At 32.5% G+C, this 16,507-nt stretch carries 10 protein-coding genes; 6 read left to right on the forward strand and 4 right to left on the reverse strand.

Annotated features, from left to right (window positions below):
• Positions 1 to 52 precede the first annotated feature (52 nt).
• Positions 53 to 2,038 carry a flagellar biosynthesis protein FlhA gene (gene flhA / locus N508_RS08485; protein WP_023275989.1) on the reverse strand — a complete coding sequence of 662 codons (1,986 nt, stop codon included), beginning with the start codon at positions 2,036 to 2,038 and terminating at the stop codon, positions 53 to 55.
• Between the two features lie 157 nt (positions 2,039 to 2,195).
• On the reverse strand, positions 2,196 to 4,121 hold the full coding sequence (locus N508_RS08490) for a methyl-accepting chemotaxis protein (protein ID WP_023275990.1): 1,926 nt from the start codon (positions 4,119 to 4,121) through the stop codon (positions 2,196 to 2,198).
• A 1,184-nt stretch (positions 4,122 to 5,305) separates the two neighbouring features.
• Between N508_RS08490 and N508_RS08495 the strand changes: the two genes are divergently transcribed.
• On the forward strand, positions 5,306 to 7,591 hold the full coding sequence (locus tag N508_RS08495) for a flagellin N-terminal helical domain-containing protein (RefSeq protein ID WP_023275991.1): 2,286 nt from the start codon (positions 5,306 to 5,308) through the stop codon (positions 7,589 to 7,591).
• A 219-nt stretch (positions 7,592 to 7,810) separates the two neighbouring features.
• Here the strand turns inward: N508_RS08495 and N508_RS08500 are convergent, their stop codons facing one another.
• Positions 7,811 to 8,866 carry a competence protein CoiA family protein gene (locus tag N508_RS08500; RefSeq protein ID WP_023275992.1) on the reverse strand — a complete coding sequence of 352 codons (1,056 nt, stop codon included), beginning with the start codon at positions 8,864 to 8,866 and terminating at the stop codon, positions 7,811 to 7,813.
• A 511-nt stretch (positions 8,867 to 9,377) separates the two neighbouring features.
• On the reverse strand, positions 9,378 to 11,030 hold the full coding sequence (locus tag N508_RS08505) for an AMP-binding protein (protein WP_023275993.1): 1,653 nt from the start codon (positions 11,028 to 11,030) through the stop codon (positions 9,378 to 9,380).
• A gap of 226 nt (positions 11,031 to 11,256) precedes the next feature.
• Here N508_RS08505 and tpx point away from each other — a divergent pair, with 226 nt between their 5' ends.
• The 5 genes from tpx to N508_RS08530 all read left to right on the forward strand — a co-directional run bounded on the left by tpx (position 11,257) and on the right by N508_RS08530 (position 16,501).
• Positions 11,257 to 11,760 carry a thiol peroxidase gene (gene tpx, locus N508_RS08510; protein WP_023275994.1) on the forward strand — a complete coding sequence of 168 codons (504 nt, stop codon included), beginning with the start codon at positions 11,257 to 11,259 and terminating at the stop codon, positions 11,758 to 11,760.
• 196 nt (positions 11,761 to 11,956) lie between these two features.
• Positions 11,957 to 13,351, forward strand: coding sequence for a TolC family protein (locus N508_RS08515; protein WP_023275995.1), 1,395 nt, complete (start codon positions 11,957 to 11,959; stop codon positions 13,349 to 13,351).
• Positions 13,351 to 14,601 (forward strand): efflux RND transporter periplasmic adaptor subunit, encoded by a 1,251-nt coding sequence (locus N508_RS08520; RefSeq protein ID WP_023275996.1) that lies wholly within the window; start codon positions 13,351 to 13,353, stop codon positions 14,599 to 14,601. Before N508_RS08515 ends, N508_RS08520 begins: the two co-directional genes overlap by 1 nt.
• Positions 14,598 to 15,290, forward strand: a complete 693-nt coding sequence (locus N508_RS08525; RefSeq protein ID WP_023275997.1) for an ABC transporter ATP-binding protein — start codon at positions 14,598 to 14,600, stop codon at positions 15,288 to 15,290. The genes N508_RS08520 and N508_RS08525 overlap by 4 nt, the downstream gene beginning before the upstream one ends.
• Positions 15,287 to 16,501, forward strand: a complete 1,215-nt coding sequence (locus tag N508_RS08530; RefSeq protein WP_023275998.1) for an ABC transporter permease — start codon at positions 15,287 to 15,289, stop codon at positions 16,499 to 16,501. Before N508_RS08525 ends, N508_RS08530 begins: the two co-directional genes overlap by 4 nt.
• Positions 16,502 to 16,507: the final 6 nt, after the last annotated feature.

Raw genomic sequence — 16,507 nt, forward strand, 5'->3', positions numbered from 1 at the left:
TAAGGCTGGGGGAATATTTTTCCACAAAGCGTCTCATAGCAAAGCGAATAGGCTATGAAACAAATAAAACTGGTGGTATACCTTTTGCTGTAACTTCTTCTGTTTTATCCATAAGCCCTGTTAAAATTTTTCTAGCAGTGGCTGGGTCTATTACAATCTCTTTGCCCTCATCTGATGGGTGCATATTTTTAATAATAAGCTGCTCAACAGGCTGCGGCAGAGCAAATACATAAAGTTTGCCATCTTGTGCTAAAAGGCTTTCTGTAATCTGTTTACGCAGTGCAAAGCGGACTTTTTCTGTTAAATACTCTATATCTTTATTCATAGTGCCATAAGTTGCAAGTGCTTCTAAAATAGTCTGTAAGTTTCTAATTGAAACACGCTCTTTTAAAAGATTTTGCAGCACTCTGTTTAATGTGCTTAAATCCAATATTCCAGGCACAACATCTTCCACTATTTTTGGATGTTTTTCTTTAAGTTTATCAAGCAAATCTTGAGTTTCCTGTCTGCCTAAAAGTTCAGCAGAGTTTTTCTTAATAACTTCTGTTAAGTGTGTAGCAATAATAGTCGCAGGGTCAACAATAGTATAGCCAGCAATTTCTGCTTTTTCTTTTTCTATTTCATCTACCCATTTTGCAGGCAGACCAAATGCTGGCTCTTTTGTAGGGATACCACTAATATCATCCATTGGACCTGCAGGGTTCATAGCCATATATCTGTCTGGCATAACACTGCCTTTTGCAGTGCGGACACCACGGAGCAGCACCACATATTCATCTGCATCAAGCTGTAAATTATCCCTTATTCTAACAGGTGGAACAATAAAACCCATTTCAAGAGCTATTTGACGCCTGATTGACTTAATTCTATTTAAAAGTGTGCCACCTTGAGCTGCATCAACAAGTGGGATAATACCAAACCCGATTTCAAGTTCCATAGTATCCATTTCAAGCAGCTCTTTAACTTCTTCTTCCTCTGGTGCAGGTGGTTTTTCTTCTTCATTTTCACTGCCTTCTTCATCATCAAGAGTATCGCCTTTTTTCTCTTTACGCAGCATAAGATAACCAACACCAACAGCAACTAAACCAAGAAAAATAAAAGCAAGTTTTGGCATACCCGGCACTATTGCAAAGAAAAGCAAAAGACCACCAGTTATAAAAAGCACTTTTGCCTGTGGAAAGAGCTGTTTTGTAAGCTGTTTTGCTAATGAGCCAGAATCGTTGCCTGCCCTTGTTACAATTATACCTGCGGATGTAGAAATAATAAGAGCAGGAATTTGACCAACAAGACCATCACCAATTGTTAATATTGTATATGTAGAAGCAGCTTCAGAAACAGAAAGCCCATGCTGTAACATACCCAGTGCTAAACCACCTATAATATTTATAGCTGTAATAATTAAACCTGCAACAGCATCACCGCGGACAAACTTAGAAGCACCATCCATACTTCCATAAAAATCAGCCTCTCTTCTAACATCTTCCCTGCGTTTTCTTGCCTCATCTTCATTAATTATACCAGCATTTAAGTCTGCATCAATAGCCATCTGTTTACCAGGCATAGCATCTAATGTAAAGCGGGCAGCAACCTCTGCAACTCTGCCGGAACCTTTTGTAATAACCATAAAGTTAATTAAAACAAGTATGATAAATACAATAATACCAACAGCATAGTTACCACCTACAACAAACTGACCAAATGCACGGATAATTTCACCTGCTGCATCTGGACCTTCATGACCATGGAGAAGAATTGTTCTTGTGGTAGATACATTTAATGAAAGCCTGAAAAGTGTTGTTAAAAGCAGCACAAATGGAAAAGATGAAAAATCAAGTGGTCTTTCTGCATATAATGATACAAGCAAAATAATTATACTTAAAGATACACTGACAGTAAGAAAAAAGTCTAATAAAATAGATGGTATAGGTATAATCATTATAACAAGTATAAACATTACACCTAGTGCCAAAGCAATATCTGTCTGCTTTGCGATTTTTTTTATAATGGAAGATGCTGTGACTTTTGTATCTGCTGCCATATTTATCCTTAAAATATTTAATTATGGATATAGTATATATATTATAAAGATTATTATATCCATACCCTTTTGATATTATATAAAATTTATATTATTTTTTCCATAAGAAAATAAAAAAGGCGGGATATAAATATACCCCGCATAAAAAATAACTGAATTATTTATTTGTTTTAAACTGCTCAATTAAGTTTTTCAGCTTTTCTGTTCTCTGCTGAATATGGCTTACTGTATTATTTACTTCATTTACTGCCGCATTACTTTCTTCAATACCTGCAGCAATTACCTGTGTATTATCCACAACTGTCTGAATTGTTGCATACTGCTCAGATACTGCGTCTGATACTGGGCTCATTGCCTGATAAAGAATTGTAACATTTTCTACTGCTTTTTTAATTTCAGTTGTAACATTTGTAATGTTCGTTGTTCCTTCATGAACACTTGTTACTGATTTATCCATAGCATTAGAAGCATTATCTGCATCTTTTAAAAGCTCACTGATAATGTTTTCAATCTCTTTTGTAGCTCCTTGAGTTCTTTCTGCAAGTTTTCTCACTTCATCTGCAACAACTGCAAACCCTCTGCCTGCTTCCCCTGCCCTTGCTGCTTCTATCGCTGCATTTAATGCAAGCAGGTTAGTCTGGTTAGCTATATCATTAATAACATTTAATATATTGCCTATCTGTGCAGAGCTTTCTGATAAGTGGCGGATAGTTTCTGAAAGATTTACTGTATCCTGTTCAATTACTGTCATTTTTTCACTTACATTATCAAGTTTTTCAGTTTCATGTCTTGTTGCATTTGCAGTAGTTTCAAGTGACAGCATATTTTCTGAAAGTGCATCACTTGTTCTTTTTGAAATACCGCTTACATTTTCCATTCCCTCTACCATAGAAGATACTTGTTGTGACTGAGAGTTAAATGTAGCTGATAATTCTTCCATAGTAGCTGCAAGCTGATTATTAGCAGAAGCTACTTCTATAATAGATGAACGAACTTCGCTTACAACATCCTCTGTGGACTGATTAAGGGTATTAATAGCTTTTAAGATAAAGCCAAGCTCATCATTATTATGAATTTGCAGTTTTACAGATAAATCTTTATTTTCTGCCATTTTATATATTTCATTAGCAAATACACCAAGTGGATTTAATATTTTACGCAGTAAGAAGTAAAGAACTATAACACCCATAATTGATATAACAAGTATAATTATTGCTATTTCTAAAGCTAAAAAAGCAATATCTTTTGCAAGAGTGTTTTTATCCACACCGTAAAGAATCACAAAATCATAGTCTCTTACAGGCATTACCTGACCAAGCCTTGTAGAGCCGCTGACACTGTTATATTCCTGTGGTTCACTAAAAGCCATTGAGCGTGTTTGAATTTTTTCATTAATATAATTTACAAGTGCAGTGTCATATAATTGTGTAACATTTTTCATTAAATGCTCTTTATTTAAAGCAGAAGCAATAATACCGCTGTTATGAACAACATATAAACGACCATCTAATCGTTCATTTGGAAGATTTTTTAAATACTGGTTTACATTTAGAACAAAGTCCACACTCATTAATCCTTTAACTCCACCTTCTTTTTTAATAGGGTATGTTAAAGTTAAACATATTTCACCAGTTGTTGTATCCTGATATGGCTCAGAAAAATATATATCAGCAACTTTCATGCCCTCAATATACCAGTCTCTCACTTTATGGTCATAATCTTCTGAAATTGAATTAATTGATGCTGTATCAACAGTAAACTCACCATCTTCATAGGCAAGTGATACATTCAGCACACCATTAATGCTTTTAAATTCTTCTAAAACAGCACTAAGTTTTACTCTGTCTTCGTTTGGATTAAAACTATTAACAAATGATTTGACAGCTAAACTTCTTGACCTTAACTCTTCATAAACAATATCAGAAAGAAATGATGCTACTCTATACTGTGTTAATTTAGAAGTTGCAAAAATGTTCTTATAAAAAATATTATAACTTGAAATAATTGCAGCAATAGTGATAATTGCAATAATAACTGAAACAACAATTATTACCTTGCTTTTAATAGTAATGTTTTTGCCCATGATAATCTCCGCATAACATATAATCAAAAATTTATTCAAATTATTTAATAACTATTATATAGACAGCTGTAAATGGCTTTATTAAAATATATACTTAACTGATATATGTCAAGCTATATTATGAAAAAAATTAAAACATCTATTTTTATCTTAAATATTTATATAACTTATCTTAATTTATACTTTATTAAAAAATACATTCATATATTTTTTAAATCAAACTCTGCTGAAGCAAGTTCATTTCTTAAGGCCTTATTAAATAAGTTTTTTTCTATAAATCATGAAGCAGAAAATTATCCTTTTCATATACTTAACTTATAAGATATAATATGGCAAATAAAAAGCAGTATATGCTGCAATAAAAAAGATTATTGTATTTAACTATTTTTTCATTAAAAATATATGGAATATTTTAGTATGCATGTCAGGATAAAAATCATTTAAATATATTCATGTTAATATAAATTATTGATATTAAAGGTTAAATCAAATAATTTTAAAAAATATAAAAAAATATTAAAGTATTACTTTTTACTTCCGATAACTATTATACAAGGGGCAGAGAAAAAGAAAAGCCCAAAAATAAAAAAGATAAGTTTTAAAAAAATGTTAAAGTAAATTAAAACTTATCCGATAAGAAAAATGTGATAGAGATTAGGAAACAAAAGCTTACTTAAAACAAGGAGCATTTCCTAAAACACATTTAAAAATTTAATAAGATGTATAAAGTGGAAATTATATATCTTAAATTATTATAAGGTATCAAAATAGTTGAGCCCATAAGGAAATATCCTTGTGGGCTTTTTTTATTACCTTATTAAAAAATTAAAATTTAGTATATTAAAAATAAGTGTATATATTTTTAATGTAACAGCTTAAACAGGTATCAAGATAATTGAGCCGATAAGGATATACTTATCGGCTTTTTTTTGTTCCTGAAAGGCTTTATGCAAGGACGAATAATTTTGGTTATATTTTATTAATATAGTTGTGTAAAAAGGAAGTGGAGAGCCTGCAATCGTATTATAAAATTCATAACCGCACAAAACATTAACTTTTTAAAATGGTGCAAAATTTTAACAATAGAATTGCATCTGAAAAAAGAAAAAACAAAATTAAAGGCACAAAACACTTATCTATAAATTGTTTGGAGAGATAATTTATAGTAAAACTGGAGGAAAATTATGGCACTTTCAATCGTTAACAACCCAACAGCAATAGGCGCACAAGGCGGCGTAAACAGCGTAAACAGCAAACTTGCAAAAACAATAAAATCATTATCAACTGGTTTAAGAATAAATACTGCAGCAGATGATGCATCAGGTTTAGCAGTATCAGAAAAATTAAGAGCACAGATTTCTGGTTTAAACAAAGCAGCAACAAATGCTCAAGATGCAATAAGTATGTTACAGACAGCAGAGGGAGCAATGGGCTCAATGACATCTATGGTTCAGCGTATAAGAGAACTTGCAGTTCAGGCAGGCGACCCAGCTTATACAACTAATGACAGAGCAATGTTACAGCTTGAAGTAGACCAGTTAAAAGAAGAAATAGACAGAGTTTCTAATTCAACAGAATTTAACACTAAAAAACTTTTAAATGGTGATGCAGCTGCATTATGGTCAGCATCTACTGATAATATAGAAGCAGTAGTTAAAGGCACAGCAGTAGAAGGCAACTACAAATTATCTTATGATGTAGACCCTGGCAAAAACTCAGTATATAAATCAAATATTATGCGTCTTGGTGAAGGTGCAATGTCTTATGACATAAATACAAACGGCACAAGCATAACTAAATTTGATAATATTAAAGGTATGATGCGTGAAAGCAACACTCAAATTAAAGTTCAAGGCACAGCAGCAACAACAGCTTCAGCAGCATTTACTGGCGGAACAGGCGGCATGAACTCTGCTGCAATGACAGCAGCTGGCTTTGAAACAGCAAGTGCAGCAGCAACTGGTGCAAACTCATATTCAATAGAGTTTGAAGCAGTAGGCGACAGGACAGCAAGCGGCACAGGTCAAATCCGTTTCCGTGTAATGAATACTAAAACTGGTGAAATCAGTGAGTGGGCAACAGCAGCAGTAAATAGTGCAGGGGCAGTATTAAATGCATCAGCCATATCAACTGGTTTAGTAGGTATTAGTAAAGCAGTGTTGTCATCAGCTGCTGCAACTTTTACAGCAACAGCAGCTTGGACAAATGGAGATAAAATGCTTGTGAGTGTTGCAGGTGCAAGAGCAGCAAACTCAGCTGGTGCATCAATACAAATAGGCTCAACAGGCTCTACTTTACATATTACTGCAGGTGCTACAAGTGAGGATAAACAGCTTACTCATGTAATACACACAGCACAGATGGATAAAGCTGGTAATGTATACTATGGACAAATGGATATAACTCTTGAAAGAGGCAAAGTGGTATCTGGAACAGGAACAATAGATATTCTTGGCACAGGTGATGTTGCTTCTAAATATACAAAACTTTCTCAGCTGGCACAGTTTACTAACTCAGATGGTAGAATGATTTTAAGTAATACACAAGAAATCAGCATATATGCAGGCAATGGTAAAACAGCAAAAATTACTCTTGAAGGCAGCGATACAATAGCAGATTTAGAAAGCAAATTAACAGCAGCTTTAGTTGAACAGTTAGATATGGGGGCAGATAATACAAATACAGCAGCAACTACAGTTAATAATAACTTAGTAAAATATGTAGAAACTCCAACAGGTGGAGACCATGCAGTAGAAGGCACATTTGTAATACAAAGTGCAGTGCTTGGTGAAAAATCTAACTTAACATTTGTAGGTGATGAGGCTGTGTTATCAGCATTAGGTATCACTCAAATTCAGGAAGCTGCAGACTCTGCATTAAATGTAAGAGTAACAGATGCCCACACTGGTGAGTTTATTGGCGAAGATGTAGTTACAGATAACAGATTAAGAAATGTTATACAAGGTGTAGATGTTATCATTAATCCAGAATCTGCTGCAGATGTAAACTTTATAAATGGTAAAATGGTGTTTACAGATAAACTTGGTGCAGAAGAGGCATTCCTGCATATTAAAGATAACTCCACAAAAGCAGCAGTTGGTGCAAATGAAGGACAAGTGATTGATATATCAATAGGCAGATTAGACACAGTAGGTATGGGAATTGATGGCATAAATGTAGCAACATTTAATGATGCACAAAAAGCAATAACAAAATTAGACATGGCATTAGAGCAAATCTCAGCTGCAAGAGCGATAGCTGGTGCACAAATGAACAGGTTAGAGTATACAATTACTAACTTAAATACAACAAGAGAAAATATGGTATCAGCAGAAAGCCGTATAAGAGATTTAGATATAGCTCAAGCATCAAGCGATTTAGCAGCACAGCAAGTATTACTTCAGTCTGCAACAGCAATGCTTGCACAAGCTAACCAAATTCCAAGCTATGCAGCACAATTATTACAATAACTATAAAACTCCCCCTTTTAAAAGGGGGAGTATAAAAAAACTTTGGCTTTTGCAAAATAGTTTTAAGAAAATATTTTACAAAATCCAAAGATATACAAAGCATCTCTCCACAGCTTTGTATATTCCATAAAAAGTGTAGTGCCAATACACAAAAAAAATGGTTTAGGTCCTCCAGCCTAAACCATTTTTTTATTTTCATGTATGCTTATATGAAAAAATTTATTGATTATTTATCCAAATATCTGCCCAATTATTTTTTATGTATTGTTTAAATTCAAATACTGCTTTATTAATATCATTCATATTTTCCTTAAACATAGTGCATTTGGCTGGTATATTATCTTGACAGTATTTAGGATTACCGCATTTTTTATATAGTATACATATAGGTGGTTCATCCATTAAATCATTTTTTGCCTGCCATTTGCAAAGCTGACAACTTTTCTTTAAATACCCAGCATGATATGCCATGGCTTGTCCCATAGTGTAAAGCGAACCACAATCAAAAAACATTGGTATACAGTCATCATATGGAATACTTATTTCATATATTCCTTTTCTTATTTTATCATAGTTTTTACAAGTATATGAAACTTTATCAACATGACTTTTAAGTGAAGGAAATAGTATATATTTTTGTATATCTTGTTTAGTATTATATGTAGTATCTTCTTGTCTTTTAAAATTGTATAGTTGAATATTTTGGTTTTCAATTAATTCTGATGAATTTATAATATTTATTATATCTTCTTCTGATTGTATTCGCAGCTCAATAATATGAATTCCTGAATTTTTCTTTTCTAGACTACATTCATGTGTTACATATATTTCTATAAAAATAGGAGCAGACTTATGTTCACAATATATATCTGCAACAAAACCATTATATTTATGTTCAAGTATACATTTTTTGTAATATTTTTTTAAATCAAATGTTTTTTTTATTGGTATACTGCAAATATCTTTATTATATATTTTACATTTTTCATATTTTCTACATTTATTTTCACAGTTCAATTTCAATGTGATATGCTCATTATTATTAAACCAATCAGCAATCATTTTTTTTGCAATAGAGTGTAAATAACTATCATATGAACATTTATTTGTTTTATGGGCAAAGTGCCATTGGCGTATTTGTCCGCGTTTTAATATCATTTTAGCATGACAATTAGGACAATAATACTTATTATTATCAACTGTATTTTTTATATCAACAATATTATTATCTTGGTCAAGTGCAAAATGTTGATATTTATGAGAATTTCTTTTCATAACAAACTTTTATTATATAGAATAATTTCCTTTATATTATAGTCAATAATATAATAAATCAATATAGTTTAATTCTTTTGGATAAGTTCATATAATTTAAATATATCATACACTGCTGCAATATATATAATTTAGATTTTTTGCCTGTAAAAATCAGGCTCAAAATGACTTAACAAATTTATATTAAAAAATACTTTCCAGCTACGGACTTTTAATTCATTGCTACTCACTCGGAAAGTTCTTGTGTCGCAGAAGATGCTCCCCATGTATTTTTTTAATAATGCTCTGCCGAAACAAGTTCGGCTATCGCTCACTAAATATTGGACTTCCTGTCCCTGTATTAGTCATACTGAGCCATCTAGGCGAAGTATCTAAAAAATAGATACTTTAAATATATTATTCACTTTTTTATATATATAATTTATTTTTTCACCTTTAAAATCAGGCTTAAAATAACTGCTGCACAGAATTTTGGATACTTCTATATTGTTTCAAAAAATTTGCTTATATTTTAGTTATCTTTTTCTCTGATTTCTACACGCCTTATTTTACCACTTATTGTTTTAGGCAGCTTGTCAACTATTTCTACTATTCGCGGATATTTATAAGGTGCAGTAGTTTTTTTCACATAGTCTTGAATATCTTTTATCATTTCTTCATGGTGGCAGTTTTTATATTCATCTGCAAGCACGACTGTTGCTTTAACTACCTGCCCCCTTAATTCATCAGGTGCAGCAGTAACAGCACATTCTACAACTGCTTTATGTGTCATCAATACACTTTCTACTTCAAAAGGGCTTATTCTGTAACCTGAGCTTTTTATAATATCATCAGCTCTTCCAACAAACCAAAAATAGCCGTCTTTATCACGCCATGCAATATCTCCGGTATAATAAATATCATTATTCCACACAGCATCTGTTTTTTCTTTATCTTTATAATATTCTTTAAAAAGTCCAAGTGGTTTCTTTTTATCTGTCCTTATAATAATCTGACCATGTTCACCAACATCTGCCACTTTGCCGTCACTTGTAATAATATCTACATTATACTGCGGGTTAGGAAGCCCCATAGAGCCCGGTTTTGGCTCAATCCATGGCAGAGTAACAACAGTCAAAGTTGTTTCTGTTTGTCCAAACCCTTCTCGTAATTTTATGCCTGTCATTTCATAAAAGGTATCATATACAGCAGGGTTTAATGCTTCACCTGCAATAGTGCACCATTTAAGAGAAGAAAGGTCGGTATTCATAATATCTTCCCTTATTAAAAAGCGAAAAACAGTAGGGGGGGCACAAAAAGATGTTATTTTATATTTTTCAATAGCTTTTAATATTTCTGCTGGTGTAAATTTTTCATGGTCATATACAAAAATATTAGCACCTGCTATCCACTGTCCATAAAGCTTACCCCATACAGCTTTTCCCCAGCCAGTATCAGATATAGTTAAATGCAGACTGTTTTCATCAAGATTATGCCAGTATTTGCCTGTTATAATATGTCCAAGTGGGTATAAAAAATCATGAGCTGCCATTTTAGGGTTTGCAGTTGTGCCTGATGTAAAATAAATTAATGATATATCATCATTATTATTAACATGAGCAGGACGCTCAAATTCTGGTGCTTCATTTATTTCTTTATGAAAATTTTCCCAGCCATCTGGTATTTCTGGACCAATAGATACAGTATATTCTAATGTAGGGGATGCATGTTTTGACTTATTTACATGCTCTATAATTTGCTTATCTCCACAGGCAACTATCATTTTAACATCAGCTGCATTATTTCTGTAAATAATATCTTTATCAGTTAAAAGGTGTGTGGCTGGTATTGCTATTGCACCAAGCTTATGCAGACCAAGCATAGAAAACCAAAACTCAAACCTTCGTTTAAGTATCAGCATAACAGTATCGCCTTTTTTTATACCAAGTTTGGCAAAGAAAGAGGCTGTCATATCTGAGAATTTTTTAAAATCAGCAAATGTAAAATCAAACCGTTTGCCTTCATCATCTGTCCACAGCATTGCTTTTTTATTTGGTTCTTCTAACGCCCATGCATCTACCACATCATAGGCAAAATTAAAATTTTCAGGAACAAGAACTTCATAATTATCAGCAAAATCCTGCTGTGAAGTAAAAGAAATTTGTTTTAAAAATTTTTTAAGCATTTTTTCACTTCTTTCCAAGAATAATAATTTATAGTATACTAATATAACTTTTTTCTTTCAAGTTATTTTTTGATTTACTCTAATTTGTTGTAATGAATATATGCTTTTGCCTTAATTTTTAATGTAAAATAAATATGAAGAAAGTATGTAAATAAAAAGTTTATATATTGAAGAATGGATGTAATTTAAATAAGATAATTTTGGTATAAAATAAAAGAGGTGTGTAATGAATACAGTTACATTTAAAGGAAATGTGTTTCATTTAGAAGGTGAAATGCCTGCACTTAATTCTAAAATTAAAGCTTTCTCATTACTTGCTAATGATTTATCTGCTAAAACTCAAAAAGATTATGAAGGTAAAGTATTAGTGCTTGTTGCTGTTCCGTCACTTGATACTGGTGTATGTGATATGGAAGTCAGAAAATTTAATGAAAAAGCAGCATCTTTATCTGATGATGTCAGGATAGTTGCTGTAAGTTTAGACCTTCCATTTGCTCAAAGCAGATGGTGTGGTGCAGCTGGTGTGAAAAATGTTGAAACTTTATCAGACCATTACAGTGCAGAATTTGGTAAAACTTATGGTGTATTAATAAAAGAATTAAGGCTTTTAGCAAGAAGTATATTTGTTTATGATAAAACTGGTATGTTAGTTTATTATGAGCTTGTGCCTGAAGTAACTAATGAACCAAACTATGATGCAGCAATAGATGCTGTAAAGAAAGCATTATAATAAAAATATTAATCATTTTAAGGGCAGTGTAAAGCTGCCCTTTTTAGTAAAATAAGTATTGATAAAATTTATTATAATATCTATATGTTTTATTAAATTTTTTACTTTTTTGAACATATTTCATTTTTTATTTTATTTTAAAACTTTTTTATGATAAAAAAAGTCATTTATAATATATCACAGTAAAAGGGTAAATATGAAATACTTATGTAGTGCATTAATAATAATTTTGCTTTCTGGCTGTATTCATACAATAACTGATGATGAAATAAAATCATCATACAACATGCCTGAAAATTTCCGAAATGCATTATATATTAAAGATTTAAATGACAATAAAACAATATCATCATATAAAGAGCCTTTGGAAGAGATAAAATCTATGCTTCCAGATAACAGCTTTATTTCAATTTTAGATACTGCATCAAAAGAAAACCCTGATTTACTTATACTTCTTTCAAAAATAAAGCAGGCACGCTATCAGCTAAAAAGTGCAACAGGTGCTATGATACCAAAGATTTCAGGCTCTCTTGATTATTCTTATGGAGAAAATAGTGACGGCTTAAACGGCAGCCTTAGTCTATCATGGGAAGTAGATATTTATGGTAAACTTGATGCTCTAAGAAAATCTAAAAAGGAATTAATCAAATATGCAGAAGAAAATTATGTAAATGGTCAGGTAACTTTGGCAGCAGATACTGCATCATATTATTTTTCCATTAGAAAATCAGCAGCACAGCTTTTTTTTGCAAATCAAATACTGAAAAATCATAAAACAATAGTGGATATTTATACGCAGATGCAGAATTCAGGTCTTATGGATGAATCAGAGTATATTTCTGCATCAATGGATTATTTAAATGCTCAGAATAGTGTTCAGCAGTATCAGGTGGAAGTGGAGCAAAATAAAAATGCACTATATGCACTTATTAATAATAAAGATATAAATATTACAATAGATATGGTATATGACACATCGTTTGCTCCAACTATTCCAAAAATAAATGATATACCAATGGATGTAATATTAAACAGACCTGATGTCCGAGCATCAGTTTATACATTAAACAGTGAACTTTATAACCATTATAATAAAAAAATGTCTCTGCTTCCAAGCCTTTCTATTAATGGAAACTTAGGGCAGCTGCTTGCATCATCAACTGGTATTGGTGATTTTATCTGGCAGATTGTTATGTCTCTTACAGCACCTTTATTAAACAGACAGGAGCTTTATGCTCAGCTTAAAATACAGGAAGAAACTGTAAATCAGGCAGAGTTATCTTTGCAAAAATCAATAAACACTGCTGTAAGTGATATAGAGAATACAAGTTTTGCTATGCTTTCATCTAATAAATCTTACGGCAATACAAAAGATATTTTAGAAAGTGCAAAAATATCCATGGATATATTAGAATCTCGCTGGAAAGCAGGCTTAATAGATGATGTGGAATATTTAAAAGCACAAAATGATTTTTTAAATGCATATATATCATTTTATTCTGCATGGTATGAAAATATTTCGTCATCAATAATGCTTTATAAAGCTTTTGGCGGAAGTTTTTCACCAAAGCAGTCAAATGGAGAATTATAATGCTTACTACAGAAGAAATGTATAAAACACTTCGTCCTAAAAGGACTAAAAAATCTATTATTATTACTTTATTTATTGTTGTTTTAATAATATCTGCAATTTTTTATTATATATTCAGAGATAAAGGCCCTGCATATATTTATACTACAGAAAAAGCAGGCATTGGCAATGTGGCATCACTTGTAAGTGCTACTGGCACAATTTCTGCAACTAATGAAGTATTAATAGGCAGTCAGGTTTCAGGCACAATTTCTGCTGTATTTGTAGAAGAAAATGATGCAGTGAAAAAAGGCGATATTTTAGCAGTTATCAACCCAGATACAATAAACCAGACAATAGCACGATATGAAGCACAGCTTAATTCTGCAAAAGCATCATTTAATGCTTCAAAAGTGCAGTATAATAATAAAAAGTTAAATTATAACAGGTTAAAGCATGTTTATGATGCTACTGGTGGTAAATCACCGTCAAGAACTGAGCTGGATAATGCTCAAATGGAATTTTCTACGGCTCAGGCTGAGATGTATGTAAAAGAAGCATCTATTTTAGAAGCGGAAACAAACTTGAATAGTGCAAAAATTGACTTAAAAAATTCAATTATTACAAGCCCTATTGATGGAGTTGTCCTAACAAGAAGTATAGATGCAGGTCAGACTGTTGCAGCATCATTTTCTACACCAGAACTTTTTGTAATTGCAGAAAATTTAGAAAAAATGAAGCTTGTTGTTAATATATCAGAAGCAGATGTGGGAAAAGTTGCAGAAAATCAAAAAGTTCGCTTTACTGTTGATACTTTTCCAGATGATGAGTTTGTATCAACAATATACAGGGTAAATAAAGGCTCTACAAAGTCAAATGATAATATTGTAAGCTATGAAACAACTATTTATATAGATAATAATAATTTAAAACTTCGTTCAGGAATGAGTGCAACAGCAGATATTGAAACAGACAGTGCAGAAAATGCTGTGCTTATACCTGTTGCTGCTCTATTTTTCCAGCCACTTATAGAAGATACATCTGAAGCTGGCAAAAGACCTGCTATGCTGCAAGGTCCACCGGGAAGAAGACCAAAGTCTGCTAAGGAAGTAAATACTGATATTTCAAAAAACGCTTCAATTTATGTGCTTGTCAATGGGAAACCAGAACTTAGGCATATTGTTACAGGTGTAAGCGATGGTAAAAATATACAGGTTATTGAAGGCATCAGTAGTGAAGATGATATTATTACAAGTATGAAAAGAATATGAGTGATTTTATTAAGCTGAGAAATATTGTAAAAGTATATGGAAGTGGGGCAAATTCATTCCTTGCATTAAAAGGTATTGATTTAGATATTAATAAAGGTGAGTTTGTTGCACTTATGGGTCCGTCAGGCAGTGGCAAATCTACTATGGCTAATATTTTAGGCTGTCTTGATAAAGCAACAAAAGGCTCATACTTTTTTAATGGTGTAGATGTATTTTCACTTAACAGGAATGAAACAGCACTTTTAAGAAGAAACTATATTGGGTTTATTTTTCAAGGCTTTAATCTGCTGGCAAGAACTACTGCTCTTGAAAATGTGGAGCTTCCATTATTATATAGGGGTATGCCTAAAAAGCAAAGGCGGGAAAAAGCAAGACAGGCTCTTAATATGGTAGGGCTTTTAGAATGGGAAAAGCATACAAGTGCCCAGCTTTCAGGTGGACAGCAGCAGCGTGTGGCAATAGCAAGAGCTATTGCATCAAACCCATTATTTTTACTTGCTGATGAACCAACTGGAAACTTAGATACAAAACGAAGTGTTGAGATTATGGATATACTTTCTAATTTAAATAAAGAGTTAGGCATTACTATTTTAATGGTTACTCATGAGCCTGAAATGGCACAGTATGCATCAAGAGAAGTGCATTTTAGAGATGGAGAAGTAAATGCAGCGGAGGCTGTTTTAAGATGATATTTAATGCTGTATTTTTGGCTTTAAGGCAGATAAGCAGAAACTATTTAAGAGCATTTTTAACCATGCTTGGTGTAATTATTGGTGTTGGTGCTGTTATTATTATGATTAATTTAGGTAATGGAACACAGGCTATGATTAAATCAGCTATTGAAAGTTTAGGCAGTAATCTTTTAATGATACATGCTCCGCCGCATTTAAATCCGGGCGGCACAACAAAAAGCCGTTATTTTACTATGAAAGAAGTAGAAACCATTGAAGACAGAGTGGCGGGGATTAAGGCTGTTGCTCCTACTAATATGTCATCAGTAGTTGCAAAATATATGAATAAAAATGTGCAGACTTCTATATCAGGTGTAACAGAGGGTTATTTTACTGCAGTTGACTGGAAAATAGCAGAGGGTAGAAGTTTTGAAAATAAAGAATATATAGCAGGCACAAATACATGTATTATAGGGGAGAGTGTCCGTAAAAATCTGCTTGGCAGCACCCCTGCTGCTGGCACTAGATTAAAAGTAGGCTCAGTAGTATGTGATGTGGTAGGTGTTTTAGAAAGCAAGGGACAGGGTGGCAGAGGAAATGACCAGGATGATATAATACTTATGCCATTAAAAGCATTCCAAAGAAGCATAAGCCCAAGTAATCCTATATATAATATTAAAATTATAATGGTATCTTTGAATGAAGATGTTGATTATAAGGCAGCATCAGAGCAGATTGCTGTAATATTAAGACATATGCGTAATATTTATGATAAATCAAAAGATACTTTTGAAATACAAAGCACAAAAGAAATACAGGAGACGGTAGAAAAATCTATTGGTAGTCTGACAGTATTCATTGGTGCAGTGGCAGGAGTAAGTCTGCTTGTTGGCGGCATTGGTATTATGAATATTATGCTTGTATCAGTAACAGAAAGGACAAGAGAGATAGGCACACGGCTTGCAATTGGTGCATTAGAAAAAGAAGTCCTTTTACAGTTTTTAGTAGAGAGTGCAACAATTAGTGCTGTTGGCGGGTTTATCGGCATAATATTTGGTTTTTTTATGACACTGCTGCTTTCTGCAAAACTGCATATCCCATTTACATTTGATGTAAAAATTGCAACAGTATCTTTTATTTTTTCAGGATTTATTGGCATAGTTTTTGGCTACCTGCCTGCAAGAAAAGCATCACGCCTAAACCCAATAGATGCATTGCATCATGAGTGATAAAAA

The organism is Mucispirillum schaedleri ASF457 (assembly GCF_000487995.2).
Taxonomy (GTDB): domain Bacteria; phylum Chrysiogenota; class Deferribacteres; order Deferribacterales; family Mucispirillaceae; genus Mucispirillum; species Mucispirillum schaedleri.